This is a genomic window from Peribacillus phoenicis (genome assembly GCF_047238085.1).
Lineage (GTDB): Bacteria > Bacillota > Bacilli > Bacillales > DSM-1321 > Peribacillus.
Window position 1 is genome coordinate 2721341 of sequence record NZ_JBDFMF010000001.1, and the last position, 19362, is coordinate 2740702.

Below are 19362 nucleotides of genomic sequence, written 5' to 3' on the forward strand. Positions count from 1 at the left end.
AATCGATGTGAAATTATCGAAACCAAATCCACCTGTTCGACGCTTTAACACACTGACTGGAAACTTCAGCTGAGTGGCGTCCTTACCTCAATTTTGTATTTTGTTTGGGAAGTATAATTTTCGCCTGCTAATAAAAGAATATCTCCAAAATCTTCAAACTCAATCGCTCCTGGAGCAGCTTGGGTTTCAAATGTTATTCCGCCGTGTTGAATTAATTTTTCTCCGTGCATAAGTGGCACACCTTTCACAAAGTTTGCAGTGTAAATGACAACCGCAGGCTCTTCTGTGTATACCTCGACTGTTATTTTCTGGTCAGGACTAATTAATTTGGCTGCAGTTTGATGAAGTCCTGAGCACGTAAGGAAGAATGGATGGTCGATTCCTTGAACCTTTTTAACTTCTGCGTCAATGGCTTCAAAGGTTGATTTTAATTTTTTCGGGGTTCGAAAATCATAAGGCGTGCCAATTGTGCTTCGCTTTTCCCCAGTTACCGTGGTATCGTCATTTACTGGTGCAAATTCTCCAGAAAAGATTTGTAAGAAATGATCATCGATTGGATTGCTTGGATGCCCTGTTAAGTTAAAATAGACGTGATTGGTTGGATTAAAAACTGTGTCTTTATCACTTATTGCTTGATAGCTCACTGACCAAATATTTAAGTTGTCTAATGTATAAATCACACTTACTTTCAAATTCCCCGGAAAACCATTCTCGCCATCAGGTGAGTGGGTTGAAAAGATGATCGATGCACTTTCATCCGTCTCCTTCACTTCATAATCCCAGATTTTTTCATCGAATCCAGGGCTGCCACCGTGTAATGTATTCCCCAATTGATTTACAGATGTTTGGTAACGTGATTCGCCAATTGAAAATTCGCCATTTTTTATTCTGCCAGCGACTCTTCCTATTGTTGCTCCATAATAAGTTTCTTTTTTGTAATCCTCAATTGAGTCAAATCCTAATACGATATTTTTACGACCCGATTCCGTTAAGACGAAAAGATTGACGATTCTTGCACCAAAGTTTGTTACTTCTATTCTTACTCCATGATCATTTTCTATAGTAAACAGCAAAACATCATTTCCAAACGAGCTTTGTGATACTTTCACTTCTTTCGGCTCCTTTCCCTATTAAGTTGCCTTCATATAAATACAAGCTAAAACACCATGAATTGCACTAAAAGTTCAGCAAACATTTTAATAGTTGAAAAGCCGAAGTAGCAACTTCGGCCTTAAGAAAGGGAATCATATTAGTAAATCAACATATTCTTGATGAAGTATTTTCCTTATGCCCCCCTGATTTAAAATCTCTTCTATTCGCGTATAGCTTCTTTTAATTCCGCTCCAAACCTTAATAGGTCTAATTTAAGCACTTTTCCCCTTAGCTTGTCTACTTTCCCCAATTTTTTCAATTTCCTCCAAAGTATGACCTCTAGTTTCAGGAACGCATGTCCGGATAAATAAAACACCAAGTAAACAAATAGCACCGAAGATTGCAAAAACAGCTTCTTGAGACATCGAAGCAGTCATGATTGGAAATAGCAATCCAACCAAGAAAGAACCAATCCAGTTAAATGATGAAGCTAATCCTGACGCACGCCCGCGAATTACCAACGGGAAAATTTCTCCAACTATGACCCAAGTTAAAGGAGCCCACGTGAATGAATAAAGTGCTACATAGATACTTAAAAAAACGACCATCATCATCGGATTTGCATTAGGGATTAATAAATTCAATATTGCCGGCAAAATAAAGGATAGCCCCATGATAGTTCCGCCGATTGTTAATAAAGTACGGCGATTAAATTTATCAGCAATCATTAGGAATATTAATGAACCTAGTACGAGAATAACCCCTTGAATAATCGGCCACATCAATACTGAGCTGGCTTCATGCCCTGTTGCTTTTTCCACAATCATAGGAATGTAATAAAAAATTGCGTTCGCTCCCTGGAATTGTTGAAACGCAGCAACACCCACACCAGCCATTACTAAATAACGGTATTTGTTACTTAAAAGTGTACCCCATGATGCTTTTTGATTTACCTTTGCTTCCTCTTTAACAGTTTCTTGAATTTGCGTTATTTCAGAATCAATTTGTTCTTTGTTAGAGCGAATATAGCCCAACACCTTACGAGCTTCATCCATTTTATTGTTCTTAATTAAAAAACGTGGTGATTCGGGTAATCTTGACACTCCAATAAATAAGATCAAAGCAGGTACGGCAGCCAAACTAAGCATCAACCGCCAAGCCATTGTTCCTGTTAAGTCTTTCAATAAATAAGCGACAATGTACGAAAGCAACATTCCAGAGACAATCATTGTTTGATTAATTCCTGACAGACGTCCACGTAAACGTGCAGGCGCCATTTCCGACATATAGGCTGGGACCAACGCAGAAGCAGCACCAACAGCCAACCCTAATAAAATCCGGGCAACAATCATAAAAAGGAGCCCATTATGTGGGGATATTCCTGCCAAAATGGATCCAACAGCAAAAATGATAGAAGATATTAAAATCATTTTGCGCCGTCCTAAACGATCAGAAAGTTGTCCTGCCATGGCACCTCCAAAAATAGCTCCAAACATCAACGAAGAGGTAATCCAGCCAATAGCACCAGGGTTGTTTTGAAGGTTCCAATCATGTTGCAGAAAAGGCAAAGCACCCGTCATAACGCCGATATCATATCCGAAGAGAATGCCTCCAAAAGCCCCAAAAAAATAAATGAATCCACTTGAGATTTTCTTTTCATTAACCATTTAAGTTCCCCCCTAAAGGTTTTAAAATTATATTTAATCCCACCACTAAAAATATTGATTGCTTTTTGAGAAATAATAATAGTGTTTTCAAACTACGAATACATTCCAGTTTCCATAGTAAAAATTATTTATTAGGATGAATTCCGTGTCTTCATTGTCTATTAAAACGCTTTCATCTTTTCCCTAAAAACCACGAAAACGCTTACGAAAATAAAGGGATCATACTAATGGTCACTATTTCCATTCTTCAACTTCTGGATTACCTATTTTTTCCCTCCAAGGAAGCAGAGCCTCCTTGGAGGGAGAGACATTACTTAATAACTACGTATTCCAAGCCAACAAGTTTTGCATAGGTTATGATTTGGTCTGTTGTTAAATTCAATGACACAACTGTATGGTGACCGCCACCATTCTCAAGCCAAGCTTTCACTCCATCTTGGAAGTTTGGCTTCACTTCCCAAAGTACACGGGCCACTGGCAGGTTTGGTGCTGGAACTGTTGGCTCGAATGCAGAAACTTCATTAATCAAAAGTGTATAGTTTGTACCAAAGTCAGCCATGGAAACAACGACACCGTCTCCTGCTTTGCCGTCGAATACTAAACGTGCTGGATCTTCACGATCACCTATACCTAATGGAGATACGACAATTTTTGGTTTGTTACTTGCTAAAGATGGGTCGACTTCAAGCATATGTGATTGAAGGATTGATTCTTGTCCAGCAGCTAATTCATATGTGTAATCTTCCATAAAGCCAGTTGATTGATTATGGCTCATCACTTTCAGTAAGCGATCAAGTGCTGCCGTCTTCCAATCTCCTTCACCCGCAAAGCCATATCCTTGTGCCATCAAACGTTGGACGGCAAGAACCAGGAAGTTGTTTCATCCCATATAAATCTTCGAAGTTCGTTGTAAAGGCCGTGTAACCACCATCTTCAAGGAAACGTTTAATCGCAATTTCATAGCTTACCTGTACCTTTACGCTTTTCTCCCAATCCTCCCTACTGTAGGTACCATAATCAAATTCATAAAGGCCTTCGTATTCTGCAAATAAAGTATCAATTTCTTCATCAGTAACCGCATTTACATATTGAACAAGGTCTCCGATTCCAAAATAATCAACTGTCCACCCAAATTGGATTTGCGCTTCAACCTTATCCCCTTCGGTTACTCCAACGTTACGCATGTTGTCTCCAAAGCGAGCGACCTTAATGTTGAAGCTTTCGTTATAAGCAACCGCTACGTCCATCCATTGTGCAATTTGCTTTTGCACTTCAGGGCGCTCCCAATAACCTACAACAACTTTATTTTGTTTTTTCAAACGGGCATTGATAAAACCATATTCACGGTCACCATGAGCGGATTGGTTCAGGTTCATAAAGTCCATATCAATCGTTGCCCAAGGAATGCTTTCATTGAATTGTGTAGCTAAATGAAGGAATGGTTTTTGTAATAGTTTTGTTCCACGAATCCACATTTTTGCAGGTGAGAAAGTATGCATCCAAGTGATGACACCGGCAACTTCGTCACGATAGTTGACTTCTTTCATGATGCTTGTGATTCTATCTGCACTAACAGCTAAATCTTGCAATACAAGTGGATAAGGTAAAATACCGCTTTCATTTAATGAATCGGTTATCGTTTGTGCATGCGCCTTGACCTCTGCTAACGCTTCTTCCCCATATAGATGTTGTGATCCTACGACGAACCAAAATTCCTTTTTTTCTGTTGTTAACATAATAATCCTCTTTTCTTAATTCTAATGGTTTGATAATTTAATAGAGTTGAAATTACTTTTGACCGTAATAAGCATATTTTCCATGTTTTCGTAAATAGTGTTTATCCAAAATATTTTGTGGTAATTCTTTTGCAAAATGATTTAAATCCCGTGTAAATAAATTCATTTTCGAAACTTCATCCAACACCACACTATTCATTACGGCGGATTTTGCATCTTTGCCCCAAGTAAACGGACCATGACCATGAAGTAAGACACCAGGAACGGCTAAAATGTCTAACCCACGCTCTTCAAATGTTTCGATGATTAACTTCCCAGTCTCCACTTCGTACCCACGATCAATCTCCTCTTGTGTTAGATAGCGGGCACATGGGACGGATCCGTAAAATGTGTCTGCATGAGTGGTCCCCATCGCTGGAACATCAAGGCCTGCTTGAGCCCAGATTGTCGCCCAAGTTGAATGAGTATGTACAATGCCGCCGATTTCTTGGTAATACTTATAAAGTACTGCGTGAGTCGCTGTATCTGATGAAGGCCTCAACTCTCCTTCAACAACATTGCCATCTAAATCAACAACGACCATATCACTGGCTTTCATCGTTTCGTAATCAACACCACTAGGTTTGATAACAAATAAACCGCTTTCACGATCAATGGCACTTGCATTTCCCCATGTATATTTCACGAGACCATATTTAGGCAAGTCCAAATTTGCTTGAAATACCTCTTCTTTCAGTTGTTCTAACACGTCAATCCCTCCAGTTTTCCACTCATAACATCAAATTGTCTACAGCAGCCTGCTCAATCACTAAACCCTTCCTGTATCTTTCAATAAATGCTTCAAATCCTTTAACATCTACTTGATCAGGATAAATTTCTTGTCCATAAACCTCTTCGAATACTTTTTTGTCGAGGAAGTCTTCTAAACTTTCTTTTTGATCTTTATTCATCATGTAAGATGCAAGAATCGCCATTCCCCACGCGCCGCCTTCTCCTGCTGTTGACATAACTGATACTGGAGTATTCATTGCAGCCGCAACAATTTTTTGTCCAACAAGAGGGGTTTTAAATAAACCACCGTGAGCCAAAATACGATCAATTGCAACATTTTCTTCTTTTGTCAAAATACCCATTCCGATTTTCAATGCACCGAAAGCAGTAAAAAGGTGAGTCCGCATAAAGTTTGCTAAATTGAATTGACTCTCAGGCGAGCGGACAAATAATGGTCGCCCTTTTTCTAATCCTGTGATATTTTCACCTGAGAAATAACCGTAGCTAAGCAAACCGCCACCATCTGGATCCGCTTCCAAAGCCTTATTCAACATTACTTCAAATAATTTATTTGTATCAATTTTTTGTCCCATTGCCTCAGAAAATTCACGGAACAATCCCAGCCAAGCATTGAGATCACTTGAACAGTTATTCGCGTGAACCATTCCAACTGGACTTCCGTTTGGTGTAGTTACCAAATCAATTTCTGGATATACTTTTGAAAGTTCTTTCTCTAGTACAATCATGGCAAAAACGGAAGTTCCCACTGAGACGTTGCCAGTACGTTTCCTCACACTATTCGTAGCAACCATTCCAGTTCCAGCATCGCCTTCTGGTGGGCAAATTGGAGTGCCTGGTTGTAAATTACTTGATCTATCCAGGATTTTCGCTCCAATTTCGGTTAATTCACCCGCTTGCTCGCCTGAAATGTAGACTTTAGGAAGAATCTCTTTTAGCTTCCATGGATAACCTTTTTTCGCAATTAATGCGTCAAACTGCTTGACCATTGGTTCATTGTAATCTTGCGTTGATTCATCAATTGGGAACATGCCTGAAGCATCTCCAATGCCAATTGCTTTATTACCAGTCAATAACCAGTGAATGTATCCAGCCAAAGTCGTAATATAATCAATGCGAGGCAAATGTTTCTCTTCATTCAATATTGCTTGATAAAGATGAGCAATACTCCATCGTTCAGGGATATTAAATTGAAATTGATTAGTTAATTCATTTGCTGCAACTCCAGTTGTTGAGTTACGCCAAGTTCGAAACGGAACAAGTAGCTCCCCTGTACTGTCAAAAGCCATATAGCCATGCATCATTGCAGAAAATCCAATAGAACCTATTTTTCGAATTGTAATTCCGTAATTCCGTTCAACTTCTTGCTTCATTTCACTATAAGCTGTTTGCAAACCAGTGATAATATCCACTAAGTTGTACGTCCAAATTCCATCTTCCAAGAGGTTCTCCCACTCATAACTTCCAGATGCGATTGTTTCATAACGATTATTAATCAACACCGCTTTAATACGTGTGGATCCAAATTCGATTCCAAGTGAAGTTTCTCCCTCGGTAATCGCTTGTTTAATTTTTAATATATTCGTTTGCACGTTAATCCCCCTTCTGGCAGCGCTTTCAATAAAAGGAGGCGCTTAAATTTAGTAACAACCATATTATATTTTTTGTACGTACATTTGTCAACATTAAATATTATTTATACTTACAACTTTTAAGAAAAATCCTCCACCCTCACTTTAAAATTAGTAATAAAGGAATTTATATGACTAAGTGGTAAATAGGAGGAATTTATAACTTTTCGATAATTTATACAAAAAACTAAGGTGAGTTGTTTTAATTTATTCAAAACTATGTTAGAATATGTCCGCACAAATATTTCAAGCAAATAATTAGAATGCAAACAACTATGAAAGAAGTGAGATTTAATGAAACCAAAGTATCAGGTAATCATTGATGATTTAAAAAATAAAATCCTTACAGGTGAATATAGTGTAGGGGAACAAATCCCTACTGAAACTGTCATGCAAGAAATGTACAACGTTAGCCGACACACTGTACGAAAGTCCATTTTAGAATTATCAAACGAGGGATTCTTAAGAAGTGAAAAAGGATCTGGTACATATGTTAGTAACCAATATCAATCAAAATCTGGTGGCAATTCCAAAAATAAAACCATCGGTGTAATCACGACCTACATTTCTGATTACATTTTCCCTTCTATTATCCGCGGAATTGAAAGAAGATTGAATGAAGATAATTATTCGTTATTATTAGCCAGTACAAATAATGATGTCGAACAAGAAAAAAAAGCCTTGGAAATGATGTTGTCATTTGGCGTGGATGGTTTGATCATTGAACCTACAAAAAGCAATCTATACAATCCCAACATCGCTTACTACCTATTGTTTAAGGAACAAGAGGTTCCATTCATCATGATCAACGCTTATTATGAAGAGTTAGAGGTTCCTTTCTTTTGCCTAGATGATGTGCAGTCAAGCTATCTCGCAACAAAAGAATTGATTTCGAAAGGACACACCCAAATTGGAATCATTTCGAAGATGGATGATTTACAAGGAAAGTATCGAATGAAGGGATATATAAAAGCACTTGGAGAAGCCAAATTACGCTTTCAACCAGAGCAATTGCTTTCGTATACTACAGAAACGAAGCTAGACCTATACACGAACTTGAAAGGGTTCCTAAATGAAAATAGAGACGTGTTGACTGCCATTGTTTGCTATAACGACGAAGTAGGGTTGGAGGTAGCAAATGTATGCAGACAACTTGATATTTCTATTCCCGAACAATTATCGATTATTGGCCAGGACAATTCTTATATTGCGAAAAATGCTAATATCAAACTAACGACATTGACACACCCACAAGAACAAATGGGACATGATGCAGCTGATTGGGTCATTAAGAAATTACAAGGAAAGAAGGATTTACCAAACGAAACCTATTATCAACCAGTGTTAATTGAAGGTGAAACTGTCAAAGAGTTAGAAATACAATAATCTTAGTGTGTGATCAATCACTATATAAATGGAATTAGAGGTTTTTGGGAATGTTTGTCTAATTCTTATTAGGTAACCAATCATACCTATGTGGAGGTAGTCAAATGATGAAAACCATTCAAAAGGAAACCCTTAACCCAGAAATCCTAGAAATAAAAAAATGCTTGCACGGTTTAAAAGATTTACGGATGTTTTAGCGCTACCAATGTATCTTGATGTAATTTAAAGGGTCGAAACTATACGGAAATCGCCGATATGATAGGATGTACCAAGCAAACGGTGTACAATTATATACTGGCTATCGAGCTAACCTGCCCCTTTAGTTGCATAAGAAAAAGGAGCTGTTGATCAGCTCCTGGTAATGAAGTAAGCACCTGTTTGTAGAATAATCAATTTAAAATCCATTACCCTGGAATATTATTCTCATTAATTCTACGGCCATAAATTAAACTAAACCAACAAATATACTAAGACCTAAAGCTAATTTTCTCAGAAGTCCTTTCTCACTGAGAAAAGAGAAAGATATAATGATTCCACATATCATCACTACACGAAACGTTGTTACTCCAGGATCACTTTCGAAGATCGATTACGTGACTTTCATACACGTTTATTTGAAGTGGATTTCGAGATGCGGAGTCCATTGTTATTTGCTTTCCCATGCCCCTTCAACCGATCGGCTAGAACAGAACTCTATAACACTCTCTGCTAGTCTACTTTTCCCGGCTGTTAATACCGCCTCTGAAGTAGGATATTCCTTTAACATCAATAAAGAAACCTTCGAATGTAGATCCCAAAAAAATCGCGATGCACCCAGACCTCCTAAGCCAGGTGTACCGCGATTTTTTCACAATCCGAAACGATATGATGAAGACTAAATCTTATATATATCCTCTTCGTTTGGTAGAGAAGAAATCGCTCCTACCTTCGTACACACTACGGCACCTACTTTATTTGCAAAAAGAATGATCTCTTTAAGTTTACTAAAATCACTAAAAATTGTGTCATAGGACTCAAGATTTGCAAATTGAAATAAAGCAGCACCGACAAATGCATCACCAGCACCAGTTGAGTCAATTGACTTTACTTCGACACTGTTTATTACACTCATTCCACTTCCATTTGAAAGAAGAGTGCCTTCCCATCCAAGGGTAACAGCCACAATTTTTACCCCTAATTGATGGAGCATTGCTATTCCATCATATTTATCCATTTTTCCCGTGATTAGTTCAAGCTCTACTTCACTTACTTTTACAAAGTCAGCCATTGATATTCCCTTTCTAGCTAAACTAATAAATTCAGCCACTCTATTTTTCCATAAATCATGTCGGAAGTTAGGGTCAAACGATAGAAATATCCCCCTATTTTTTGCAAATTCCATTGCCTTTAAATAAGTTGTTTTAAAAGGGTTTTCCAGAAATGCAGTTGCAGATCCAAAGTGAATGATCTTTGCACCACTTAATCTATCTAGGTATAAGTTATCCTCTGTTAAATTTCGATCCGCTCCTCTATTGAATACAAAATCCCTTTCACCATTTGCTTGTAAAGAAACAAACGCTAAAGTAGTTGGTGCTAAATCGTCAGTAACAATCATCGATGTATCAACCCCTACCTCTTTTATCGTTTCTATTAAAAATAATCCAAATGGGTCATTTCCTACTTTTCCAATAAGACTCGCTTCCCCACCTAGCTTTGAAATAGTAGCTGCGACATTCGCTGGTGCACCCCCGGCTTTCTTTAGAAAATGATTACCTTCTATTAAATTAACATCAATATCTGTACAATAAAAATCGATCAAAAGCTCCCCAACGCATATGACTGCGCGGTTTGTTTTATTCATTTACATTACACTCTCCATTCTTGTGATTTAGGTAAAATGAAAGGCTATCGATCATTTTCGACAGCCTTCATAAACTCTTACTATCAACCCCTCTTTAATAGGATTGAAATTTAGTCTTTATCTTTTCCATATACTCTTTAAAGGGTATATTTTCAAAGACTTTAATGTAACTTCTCCACCCTTACTATAAATTTGTAATCCTTTACTTGATGGATCCGGGAAAATTTGATCAGAAATAACAGTTTCACCTTTGTTTCCAAACACTTCTACAGCAGATCGGTCAATGAAAATATGCATTTTCACAGTCCCATTTAATGCATTTAACGGTCCGTCATGCTTACCGACTACATTGTTCCCATAATCAAAGCTTCCTGAACTTGAACGGTCTACGAATAACTGTTTGGTGGCAACATCATAGCCAATAGTCGTATATTCAGTTGCTCCTTTACGAACTTGAAAGCCGAATTCAGTTGCTTTTATATCATCTACATCAAACTCAGCTATCATTTCAAATGTATCTTCTGATAGTTTAGATAGGAGATTACTTTCACCAGATATGACTTTATTTTTATATGAAATTTTTTCACTCTTATCTCGAATGGTTTTTAAAGAAACTGGTGTTTGTTTTAAACGTAAACCTTCATCTGTCTGAGTTAGCTCCATCTTTCTTGGCAATGTCGTTGAACTTCTCCAAGTCGAGGTTGGTGTATTATTTGCATATTGCCAATTACTCATCCAGCCAATCCAATATTTTTCGCCATTCTTACCTTCAATTCCGCTCCAATCTACTGCGGCATAATAATCTGCCCCGTAGTCAGTCCATAACACTTGATCGGAAGGATTTTCATTTTCAAACGTTTTTCCGTCAAAGGTACCTACAAAATATTGCATACCTGACCCGCCTGCAGGAGCGCCATCATTAATGCTTACCTGTAGTACCCATTTTGTTTTTGAAGGATCACCATCAATTGGTAATTCGATTAGAGTAGGACATTCCCAAATCCCTCCGTTACTACCATGAGTAGAAGGTATCCACTCTCCAGAAACAGCAGACCAGTCTGTAAGGATGCCGCTTTCTTTCGAATCGTCTTTCTCAGCCTCTTTGGCAACTTGGTCAACTTCATTTGGCATGGCCCCTTCATTATAAACATTAACATCATCCATGTTTAAATGACCCCAACCACCTGTAGCTTGGTCTACAGCTTTAATATATAACACTTCTCCAATGTATTTAGAAGCATCCCAGACGTATTTTTGATATTTTTCTTCTTTAAATTTGGTATTGGCTTGTCGAATTAATTCTTGATCATCAGAGGCTCTCACTAACGAAACATAGCGGTTGTTGATATCATTACCACCGCCCAACAGAAAGTTGATTTCTCCAGAGCCATCTAGTTTAAAATATGAGGAGTGCAGTTCACCTGTTGCGTCATCTCCCTTTTGAAGATCAGTAAACCCCCATAAGTGGTAGTTTCCTTGGTGGCCGAAATCCCCTCCCCAGTATGATGCTACATTTGTCACATGATCGTTTGTGAAAGCATTACCTTCGATTGTACTCCACCCAGTTAGATCACCTGTCTCAAAATCATGATTAGTAATTTCCTTCTCATTTGTCATGATGTTCTTACCAACTTGAACATTCTGGAATAACGTGGATGACTTCCAAACATTTAAGCCAAAATGCCCTGATGAAAAAGTTGAATCATTTACATCATGAATGAGATTACCATCTAAAGAAATTTTAATAATTTTCCCATGAGTGCTTGCTTTTAAATGGTACCTTTTATCTGTATCTAGATTTATTGTTTTTTCAGCTAGAATAGATATGTCTCCATTTTCGATTTTCATGAATTTTATTGTATCGTTTAAAGCATCGATATTCGCCATATAACCGTTTGTTGCATTAGGATCTGCACGAAAAACGAGCGAGCCCGCTCCATTGCCACCTTTTTCCCCAGATATCTCTATGTTTGCTTCATAAAAAAAGTTATCCCCTGTTTGACCACTCATTACAAAAGCATCCTCCGTAGATGTTCCACTTTTTCCATCCATCGTGTTCTCCCAGCTTCCGTTTACATCTGTCCATTTTGATAAATTGGTTTCAAAGTTAGATGTATTCTTGAACTCCACATTTCGAAAGGCAGCCGTTGAATTCCACGCTGACAATCCATAGTATCCATAATCGAATTCTATATCTGTTTTTTTTATAACAGATTGATCGTTTACAGAGACTTGAATTTGATCCCCATCTGTTTCCACCTTCACATGGTAGGTAGTTGAAGTTTTGAGGGTAAAAGGTTTTCTCGCAATTTCCTCGTTTGTTCCATCTACATTCTTACTTAATGTTATGACATCGTTTTTGGCATCTAAGCTCGCAACATAGCCGTTCTTTGCACTCCTATCTGACCGAAAAACTAAACCGCCTGCCCCTTCTCTCCCATTCTTCTCATTAAGGGTAATATCTCCCTCATAGCTAAATGATTCACCTGTCTGGGATGACATGGTATAAGAAGTTCTGTCTAAGCTATTTGCTTGTATTCCACCATCTTCGCCGAATTCACTTGCATACTCCCACTCTTTTAAATTAGGTGAGGTATAAAACATGATCTTATCCTTAGCCGCTAACGACATAACCCATTGGTTTGATTCTTCATGCCAAAATACTTTAGGATCGCGCCAATCTTGTAAAGGAGGGTCTGGCATTACGGGATTCCCTTTATACTTTTCCCATGTTCTTCCTTTGTCTAGGCTATACGCTATACTTTGGACTTGCTTATCCCCTGCATGCGTAAAGATGGCAACCATTGCTTCTTTTCCAAAGCCAGCTGTATTGTTCCAATCAATAACAGCACTCCCCGAGAAAATCTGACCGTTTTCATCCGGCGATAAAGCAATCGGCAAATGCTCCCAATTAACAAGATCTTTACTGACAGCATGCCCCCAATGCATCGGTCCCCATGTCGTTCCATACGGATGATATTGATAAAACAAATGATATTCACCTTTATAAAAAACCATACCATTCGGATCATTCATCCAGTTAGCTTCAGGAGAAAAATGAAATTGATTACGGTATGGTTCATTATAATACCCAGGGTCTTCTGCATATGCACTATTAAATGGTAAACAAGTGACAGTTGAACATATTAGGAGAATACTAATAATCCTCTTCACTTTTATTTCACATCCCTTTTTTAAAATTTAAAATGACATGTGATCGTTATGCTGGACTATTTCCGCGCAATCGATCTAATAAAACGGCTGCTACAATAACTCCACCTTTTACAACTAACTGCCAATAATAGTTGACATCCATTAGAGTTAACCCATTACTGATTACCCCCATAATCAAAACCCCAATAATTGTTCCTATTATTTTCCCTTTTCCACCTGTTAAACTTGTTCCTCCTAGAATAACAGCAGCAATTGCGTCTAATTCATACATTTGACCAGCAGTTGGCTGTCCAGAAAACAACCTTCCCGCTAAAACGACTCCTCCTAAACCAGCTAGTAAACCACTAATCGAATACACATTGATTAAAGACTTTTCAACCTTAATTCCAGTTAACCGAGCTGCCTCTTCATTGCCACCAATCGCATAAATATGACGACCAAACATCGTATATTTAAGAACAAAAAACATCACAACATATACTAAAGACATGATATAAATGGGAGTGGGGATTCCAAAAATACTTCCACCACCGATGAATTTAAATGTTTCGTTTTGTAAAACAATTGGATAACCGCCACTAATGACATAAGCGAGTCCACGAACATATGTGAAGCTGCCTAGTGTAACAATAAATGCTGGTAACTTTGCTTTGGCTGTAAGAAAACCATTAATCAGTCCTACTGCATACCCTACTAGTACGCCTGATAACATCGCAATAATAGGATTAACTCCTGCAGAAGAGACCATGACTGAGATAACGCCAGATAGAGCAACTGTTGCACCAACTGATAAATCAATACCACCAGTTAAAATAACGATTGTCATCCCAGCAGCTAAAATAGCAATAATGGAAACTTGTTTTAATACATTCAATAAATTGGCTGTATCTAAAAAATTTGGTGCTGTAAATGAAAGTACTACACACAATAATAATAAAATCATGATCATGCCAAGCCTATTCCATAAAGAATAAAGGACATTTCCTATATTTAGGCGTTGTGAATGTGTAATAGTTTGCGTATTCCCTCTCATTTCTCTCTCCCCCCTTTGGTAGCTAAACGCATAATTGTTTCCTGTGTAGCTTCTTCCTTGGAAAGCTCGCCTGTTAACCTTCCTTCACTCATGACAAGTATTCGATCACTTACCCCCAATACTTCAGGAAGTTCAGATGATATCATTAAAACGGCCAATCCTTCATCTGCAAGCTTTGAAACAATCTTGTGGATTTCAGTCTTGGCACCTATATCAACCCCTCGTGTTGGCTCATCGAGTAGTAATACCTTTGGTGCAATTGATAGCCACCTAGCAATCACTACCTTTTGTTGATTCCCACCGCTTAAGTTTGATACTTGCTGTTCTGGGGAAGCTATTTTTATATTTAAGTCTTCAATATATTGGTTAGCGCTTTCATTTGCTTGCTTCCAATTAACAATTCCTGCTTTAGCGTGTTTTTTCAATTCAGCCATTATGATGTTCTCTTTTACGGACATTGATAAAAATAACCCTTGTTCTTTCCTGCTTTCAGGTACATGTGCAATCCTATTCGCAATAGCATCTATTGAGGATTTGATTCTAACAGATTGACCATCAACCAATATTTCGCCACTTTTCAACTCGGACAAACCGAAAATGGCCCTAACCAATTCTGTTCTACCAGCACCAACAAGCCCCGCCAAACCAACAATTTCACCTGGGTAAATTTTTAAAGATACATTCTTTACAATTGTGTTATCAGAAACATTTTTCAATTCAAGTACAGGTGAAACTTCCTTTGGATTTTTTGCACCAAAAGCTTTTGACCGATTAAACAAGTCTTTTAAATCCCGTCCTACCATCAGCTTTACGAGATGATCAGGATTTGTCTCTTCAATCGGCCCACTTGCAATCCATTCACCGTCACGTAATACAGTGAACCTATTAGAAATTTTAAAGATTTCTTCCATTCTGTGAGAGATATATACAATAGCAACTCCCTGCTTTTTCAAATCATCAATAATTTCAAACAGCTTTTTTATTTCTTTATCTGTTAAAGAGGCGGTTGGTTCATCCATTATGAGTACCTCTGCATTAAAGGATAATGCTCGAGCGATCTCGACCATTTGTTGTTGAGCAACACTTAAGGTCGAAACCAATTGGCGTGGATTTAGATTCGACCCCATTGAATCTAACACCTCTTGGGCACGTTCATGAACCTCATCCCATTTCACCATTCCTAAACCATTTCTAGGAAAGTTCGAACCCATTAAGATATTTTCGCTTATTGTTAAATTAGGAGAAAGGTTTAACTCCTGATGAATAACACTAATTCCTTTGTTCCTTGCATCAGTAGGGTCCTTCCATAAAATTGGTTGACCTTTTAAGTAGATTTTCCCACCATTGTCATCAGGTGTATGAATGCCTGCAAGGATTTTCATGAATGTTGACTTTCCAGCGCCATTCTCTCCCATTAATGCATGTACTTCACCTGGATAAAGTTCAATTCTCACATTGTTCAATACGGTTACACTTGAGAACGTTTTACTAATCCCTTCCATATTTAACACTGGCTTTTTTAGACTTTGTTGGCCTTTAAGGGACATTTCATTGACAGCCATACCTTTATCTCACCCCTTATATTGATTTGAATAGGCTGATTAAAGGAGGAATCCTTATCAGCCTATTTATTGAAAGATTCTTACCAACCTTGGTAAGAATCTAATGTATCTTGAGTCACAATCTCAACTGGAACTTTAATAAGCTCCTCAACTTCTTCACCATTTTTCACTTTCATTCCGATTTCAACAGCTTTTTTGATCATATTACCAGGTGACTGAGCTGAAGTTGCAGCAATTGTACTTCCTTCCTTTGCCATTGCTTCTGTGGCTTCAGGAGCACCGTCTACTCCGACAATGAAAAATTCATCTTTACGATTCGCTTGCTCTTGAGCAATTTCAACACCAATTGCTTCTGGATCATTAATCGCAAATACAGCGTCAATAGAGCCTGATGAATTAGCTTGTAAAATACTTTCCATCACCGTTAATGCCTTTTCGCGATTCCCTTCTCCATTTTGCTTCGCAATTACTTTAATTTCGGAATCCTTTATTGCATCTTCAAATCCTTGAATACGATCAGATACAGCCGAAACAGGAGGTCCATCAATAATAACTATTTTTCCTTTTCCACCTAATTGTTCAATCACATATTCTCCGGCCAGTTTACCAGCCTGATAGTTGTCTGAAGTAACAGTGGCATCGACACCACCTTCAGCATTAGTATCTACAGCAACTACTGGAATATCAGCAGCTTTGGCCTGTTGAACAGCTGCCGCAATTCCTTTTGTATCAACAGCATTTAAAAGAATAATATCTACCTTTTTTGTAATAAAGTTCTCAATTTGAGCTGCTTGTTTTGCTAAATCATATTCAGCGCTTTCAACTAGAACTTCAGCACCTAATTCTTTTCCTGCTTCTTCAGCACCTTTACCCATGGAGACGAAGAAAGGGTTTGCTAAACTACCCACCGCTACACCGATCGTTAATTGTTTGTTACCTTCTTGCCCTTCGTTACCGTCTGCTAATCCATTTGATGATTCACTAGCCCCACTACATGCCGTCATCGCGGCAATTACAAACGCCAAAACTAGTACTCCTAGTATTTTTACATTTTTCACCATATTAATCCCCCTAGTTTTTGAAGATGAAAATAATCAGCTACAGAACGAGAAATTGTTACCGCTCTCAATCTCTTAAACTAGATCACCTCCTTAAATGAATATTTTTGGTTGAAATAATGGAGATATGGTTGATTTTGATAGTTTTTCACATTGACATCTAATTTATTGATAACGCTTTCATCCTTTGTAAAACAATATAATTACCCCTTTCACATTAGAATTATAATTGAATGAATTTGGTTGGTTTTGATTGATTTTGATTATATTAAAGCTGCTTGTAATTGTCAATGGTTCCAATTATTACAAAAAAGTATATTGATAACATAAAATATTAAACGTATCAAATGGAATGTTTAATACATGGAGCAGATTTTCCCTCATTGTTAATTGGCCACATTACAATAAATCAAGCATTCTTTATTATATTGATACAATAAAGGGGAAAATTTTTAATAAAATAATTTCAGAATATTCAAAAAAAGCTCGTATTCTAAATGTCTGAATCAGACAGTTTGAATACCAGCTTTCCTCCAACGATAGCAAATTTAGTTTTTAGTCCCTCACAATAATTATCTCCGTTTTCTCCTTATATTTTCCTAACGTTATTGTACCTTCTTCATTCGTAATAACTTTTGTCTGGTTTAAATCTGCAAACTTAGAAAATGATACTTCTCCAAATTTTGTATGATCTGCTAATACAAATGCCTCACGTGACAAAAAAATGGCTCTTTCTTTTATTTGCGCCTCTTCTGGATCTGGGGTAGTCAATCCAAAATTATAATGAATAGCGTTCGCACCCATGAAACACTTATCAAATCTGTATTTTTTTATACTTTCGTATGCATAACGTCCAACTGTTGCTTTGGTAATCTTTTTAACAAATCCACCAATAAAATATGTACATATATCATTTTCAAGTAATGCATCTAAATGATCAATTCCGTTTGTAATGACAACGATATCTTTTTGTCTTAAATGTTTGATCATCTGATACGTTGTTGTTCCAGCATCAAGATAAACACATTCGCCGTCCAAAATTAGTTCTGCCGCATATTTTGCTATCTTAGCTTTTTCCTCAAGGTTCTGCGTTATTTTCTCAAACACACTTGGTTCGTCTCGTTTACTATGTAAAAGTGAAGCTCCACCATGTACACGTTTTAAGTAGTTCTGCTTTTCTAATTGATCTAGATCACGACGCAAAGTAGATTCTGAAGTATTTGTTAATACTACTAGCTCATGAATCTTAACATTCTCCTTTTCTTTTAATAGCTTTAAAATTAATTGATGCCGTTCCGTAATAAGCATGATATCTCCTCCTCGTGTTTCAATTCTATTTAAAGGTTCTTCGTGTATTCTAGTTTAATTAATTTTAGTATATAGAATTTTGCAGTGACATGTGAGAACTATTAGGGGTACCCCCATAAGAAAAAGGAGCTGTTGATCAGCACCTGGTAATGAAGTAACGCACCTGTTTGTTGAATAAACAATTTAAAATCCATTACCCTGGAATATTATTCTCATTAATTCTACGGCCATAAAGTAAACTAAACCAACAAATATACTAAGACCTAAAGCTAATTTTCTCCAAAGTCCTTTCTCACTGAGAAAAGAGAAAGAGAAAGAGATAATGATTCCACATATCATCACTACACGAAAAATTGTTACTCCAGGATCAATTACTTGTATTATAGTTCCAGCAAAGAAACAAATAATCAAGATAATTAAAGCAAACGAAATAACCCCTAAATATTTTTTCATAATTAACCACCCTTCTCCTCTAAATCATTTTACCAAATTGTAGTAAATATGAATTTTTTATTATTGGATTATCTTCCCCCTTTAGTTGTATAAAAAAAGAGCTGTTCATGAAGTGAACCCAAAAAGTTAGACACTTTATTTACTTAGGCAGCCTTGTGTATTGCCTTTTCCCCTAAATTCCAGAAGGCTATTTTCATGGTAGTTTAAGTGCATTTTTTCACAATCTTATGGTTTGAACATTAAACATTTAAGAAACACTTTAAAAATATAATTTCTTTTTAACACATAATTGAGGATTAGTGATTAATTTAGCTTTCGCTATTCCTCGCTTAAATCTTACATTGTTTAACCATTCAACAATTGCTTTTGCATCATAATTAGGGTGAATTCTTTCCCCATTTTCTAAAGCCCAATATTCTGTATTCTTTTCCTCGTCAAAAATCCAATTTAAAAAGTCCTCCTGAATACTGTTCATCTTCCTGCCTACTTTTGTTGAACAAGAAATGTATTGAATAAAATCGTCACTAAAGTCAATTTTTATAATCATAAGAGTTAACTCCTTAAAATCGTTTTAAAATTAAGGCTATTATAGCATTCCTTATTAAACTAACCTGACCCTTTAGCTCCATTAAA

At 37.1% G+C, this 19362-nt stretch carries 13 protein-coding genes and 2 pseudogenes; 1 reads left to right on the top strand and 14 read right to left on the bottom strand.

The genetic code is table 11. The features are described 5' to 3' along the window. Positions 1-65: 65 nt before the first annotated feature. From ABC374_RS13300 to ABC374_RS13320, 5 genes and pseudogenes are all read right to left on the bottom strand, one after another. Entirely contained in the window at positions 66-1109 is a 1044-nt protein-coding gene (locus ABC374_RS13300; protein WP_413018274.1) for an aldose epimerase family protein, read from the bottom strand. A 255-nt stretch (positions 1110-1364) separates the two neighbouring features. Next, complete coding sequence (locus ABC374_RS13305) at positions 1365-2759, bottom strand: sugar porter family MFS transporter (protein ID WP_413018276.1); 1395 nt, start codon at positions 2757-2759, stop codon at positions 1365-1367. A 310-nt stretch (positions 2760-3069) separates the two neighbouring features. Continuing rightward, positions 3070-4495: pseudogene (araA, locus tag ABC374_RS13310) on the bottom strand (L-arabinose isomerase). Between the two features lie 52 nt (positions 4496-4547). Next, a complete protein-coding gene (locus tag ABC374_RS13315) occupies positions 4548-5243 on the bottom strand; it encodes an L-ribulose-5-phosphate 4-epimerase (RefSeq protein ID WP_054395601.1) in 696 nt (231 codons plus the stop codon). Between the two features lie 22 nt (positions 5244-5265). Then, the gene (locus ABC374_RS13320) at positions 5266-6876 is read right to left on the bottom strand and encodes a xylulokinase (RefSeq protein ID WP_413018278.1); all 1611 of its coding nucleotides are present in this window, start codon (positions 6874-6876) and stop codon (positions 5266-5268) included. Positions 6877-7209: 333 nt separating this feature from the next. Between ABC374_RS13320 and ABC374_RS13325 the strand changes: the two genes are divergently transcribed. Next, positions 7210-8301, top strand: coding sequence for a GntR family transcriptional regulator (locus tag ABC374_RS13325; protein WP_350299071.1), 1092 nt, complete (start codon positions 7210-7212; stop codon positions 8299-8301). A gap of 874 nt (positions 8302-9175) precedes the next feature. Here ABC374_RS13325 and ABC374_RS13330 read toward each other — a convergent pair. From ABC374_RS13330 to ABC374_RS13370, 9 genes and pseudogenes are all read right to left on the bottom strand, one after another. Then, positions 9176-10141 (bottom strand): carbohydrate kinase family protein, encoded by a 966-nt coding sequence (locus ABC374_RS13330; RefSeq protein ID WP_350299072.1) that lies wholly within the window; start codon positions 10139-10141, stop codon positions 9176-9178. 117 nt (positions 10142-10258) lie between these two features. After that, entirely contained in the window at positions 10259-12193 is a 1935-nt protein-coding gene (locus ABC374_RS13335) for a glycoside hydrolase family 32 protein (RefSeq protein WP_413020345.1), read from the bottom strand. Positions 12194-12271: 78 nt separating this feature from the next. Beyond that, a pseudogene (locus ABC374_RS13340) lies at positions 12272-13306 on the bottom strand (glycoside hydrolase family 32 protein); the annotation flags it as partial. Between the two features lie 55 nt (positions 13307-13361). Next, positions 13362-14264, bottom strand: coding sequence for an ABC transporter permease (locus tag ABC374_RS13345; protein ID WP_225988884.1), 903 nt, complete (start codon positions 14262-14264; stop codon positions 13362-13364). Between the two features lie 80 nt (positions 14265-14344). Then, positions 14345-15910: a sugar ABC transporter ATP-binding protein gene (locus ABC374_RS13350; protein WP_413018281.1), complete on the bottom strand. Its 1566-nt coding sequence runs from the start codon at positions 15908-15910 to the stop codon at positions 14345-14347. 80 nt (positions 15911-15990) lie between these two features. Next, positions 15991-16971, bottom strand: coding sequence for an ABC transporter substrate-binding protein (locus ABC374_RS13355; RefSeq protein WP_413018283.1), 981 nt, complete (start codon positions 16969-16971; stop codon positions 15991-15993). Between the two features lie 552 nt (positions 16972-17523). Then, positions 17524-18276 carry a DeoR/GlpR family DNA-binding transcription regulator gene (locus ABC374_RS13360; RefSeq protein ID WP_413018285.1) on the bottom strand — a complete coding sequence of 251 codons (753 nt, stop codon included), beginning with the start codon at positions 18274-18276 and terminating at the stop codon, positions 17524-17526. Between the two features lie 183 nt (positions 18277-18459). Continuing rightward, entirely contained in the window at positions 18460-18729 is a 270-nt protein-coding gene (locus ABC374_RS13365; RefSeq protein WP_413018287.1) for a hypothetical protein, read from the bottom strand. 259 nt (positions 18730-18988) lie between these two features. Beyond that, entirely contained in the window at positions 18989-19276 is a 288-nt protein-coding gene (locus ABC374_RS13370) for a hypothetical protein (RefSeq protein ID WP_350299077.1), read from the bottom strand. Positions 19277-19362: the final 86 nt, after the last annotated feature.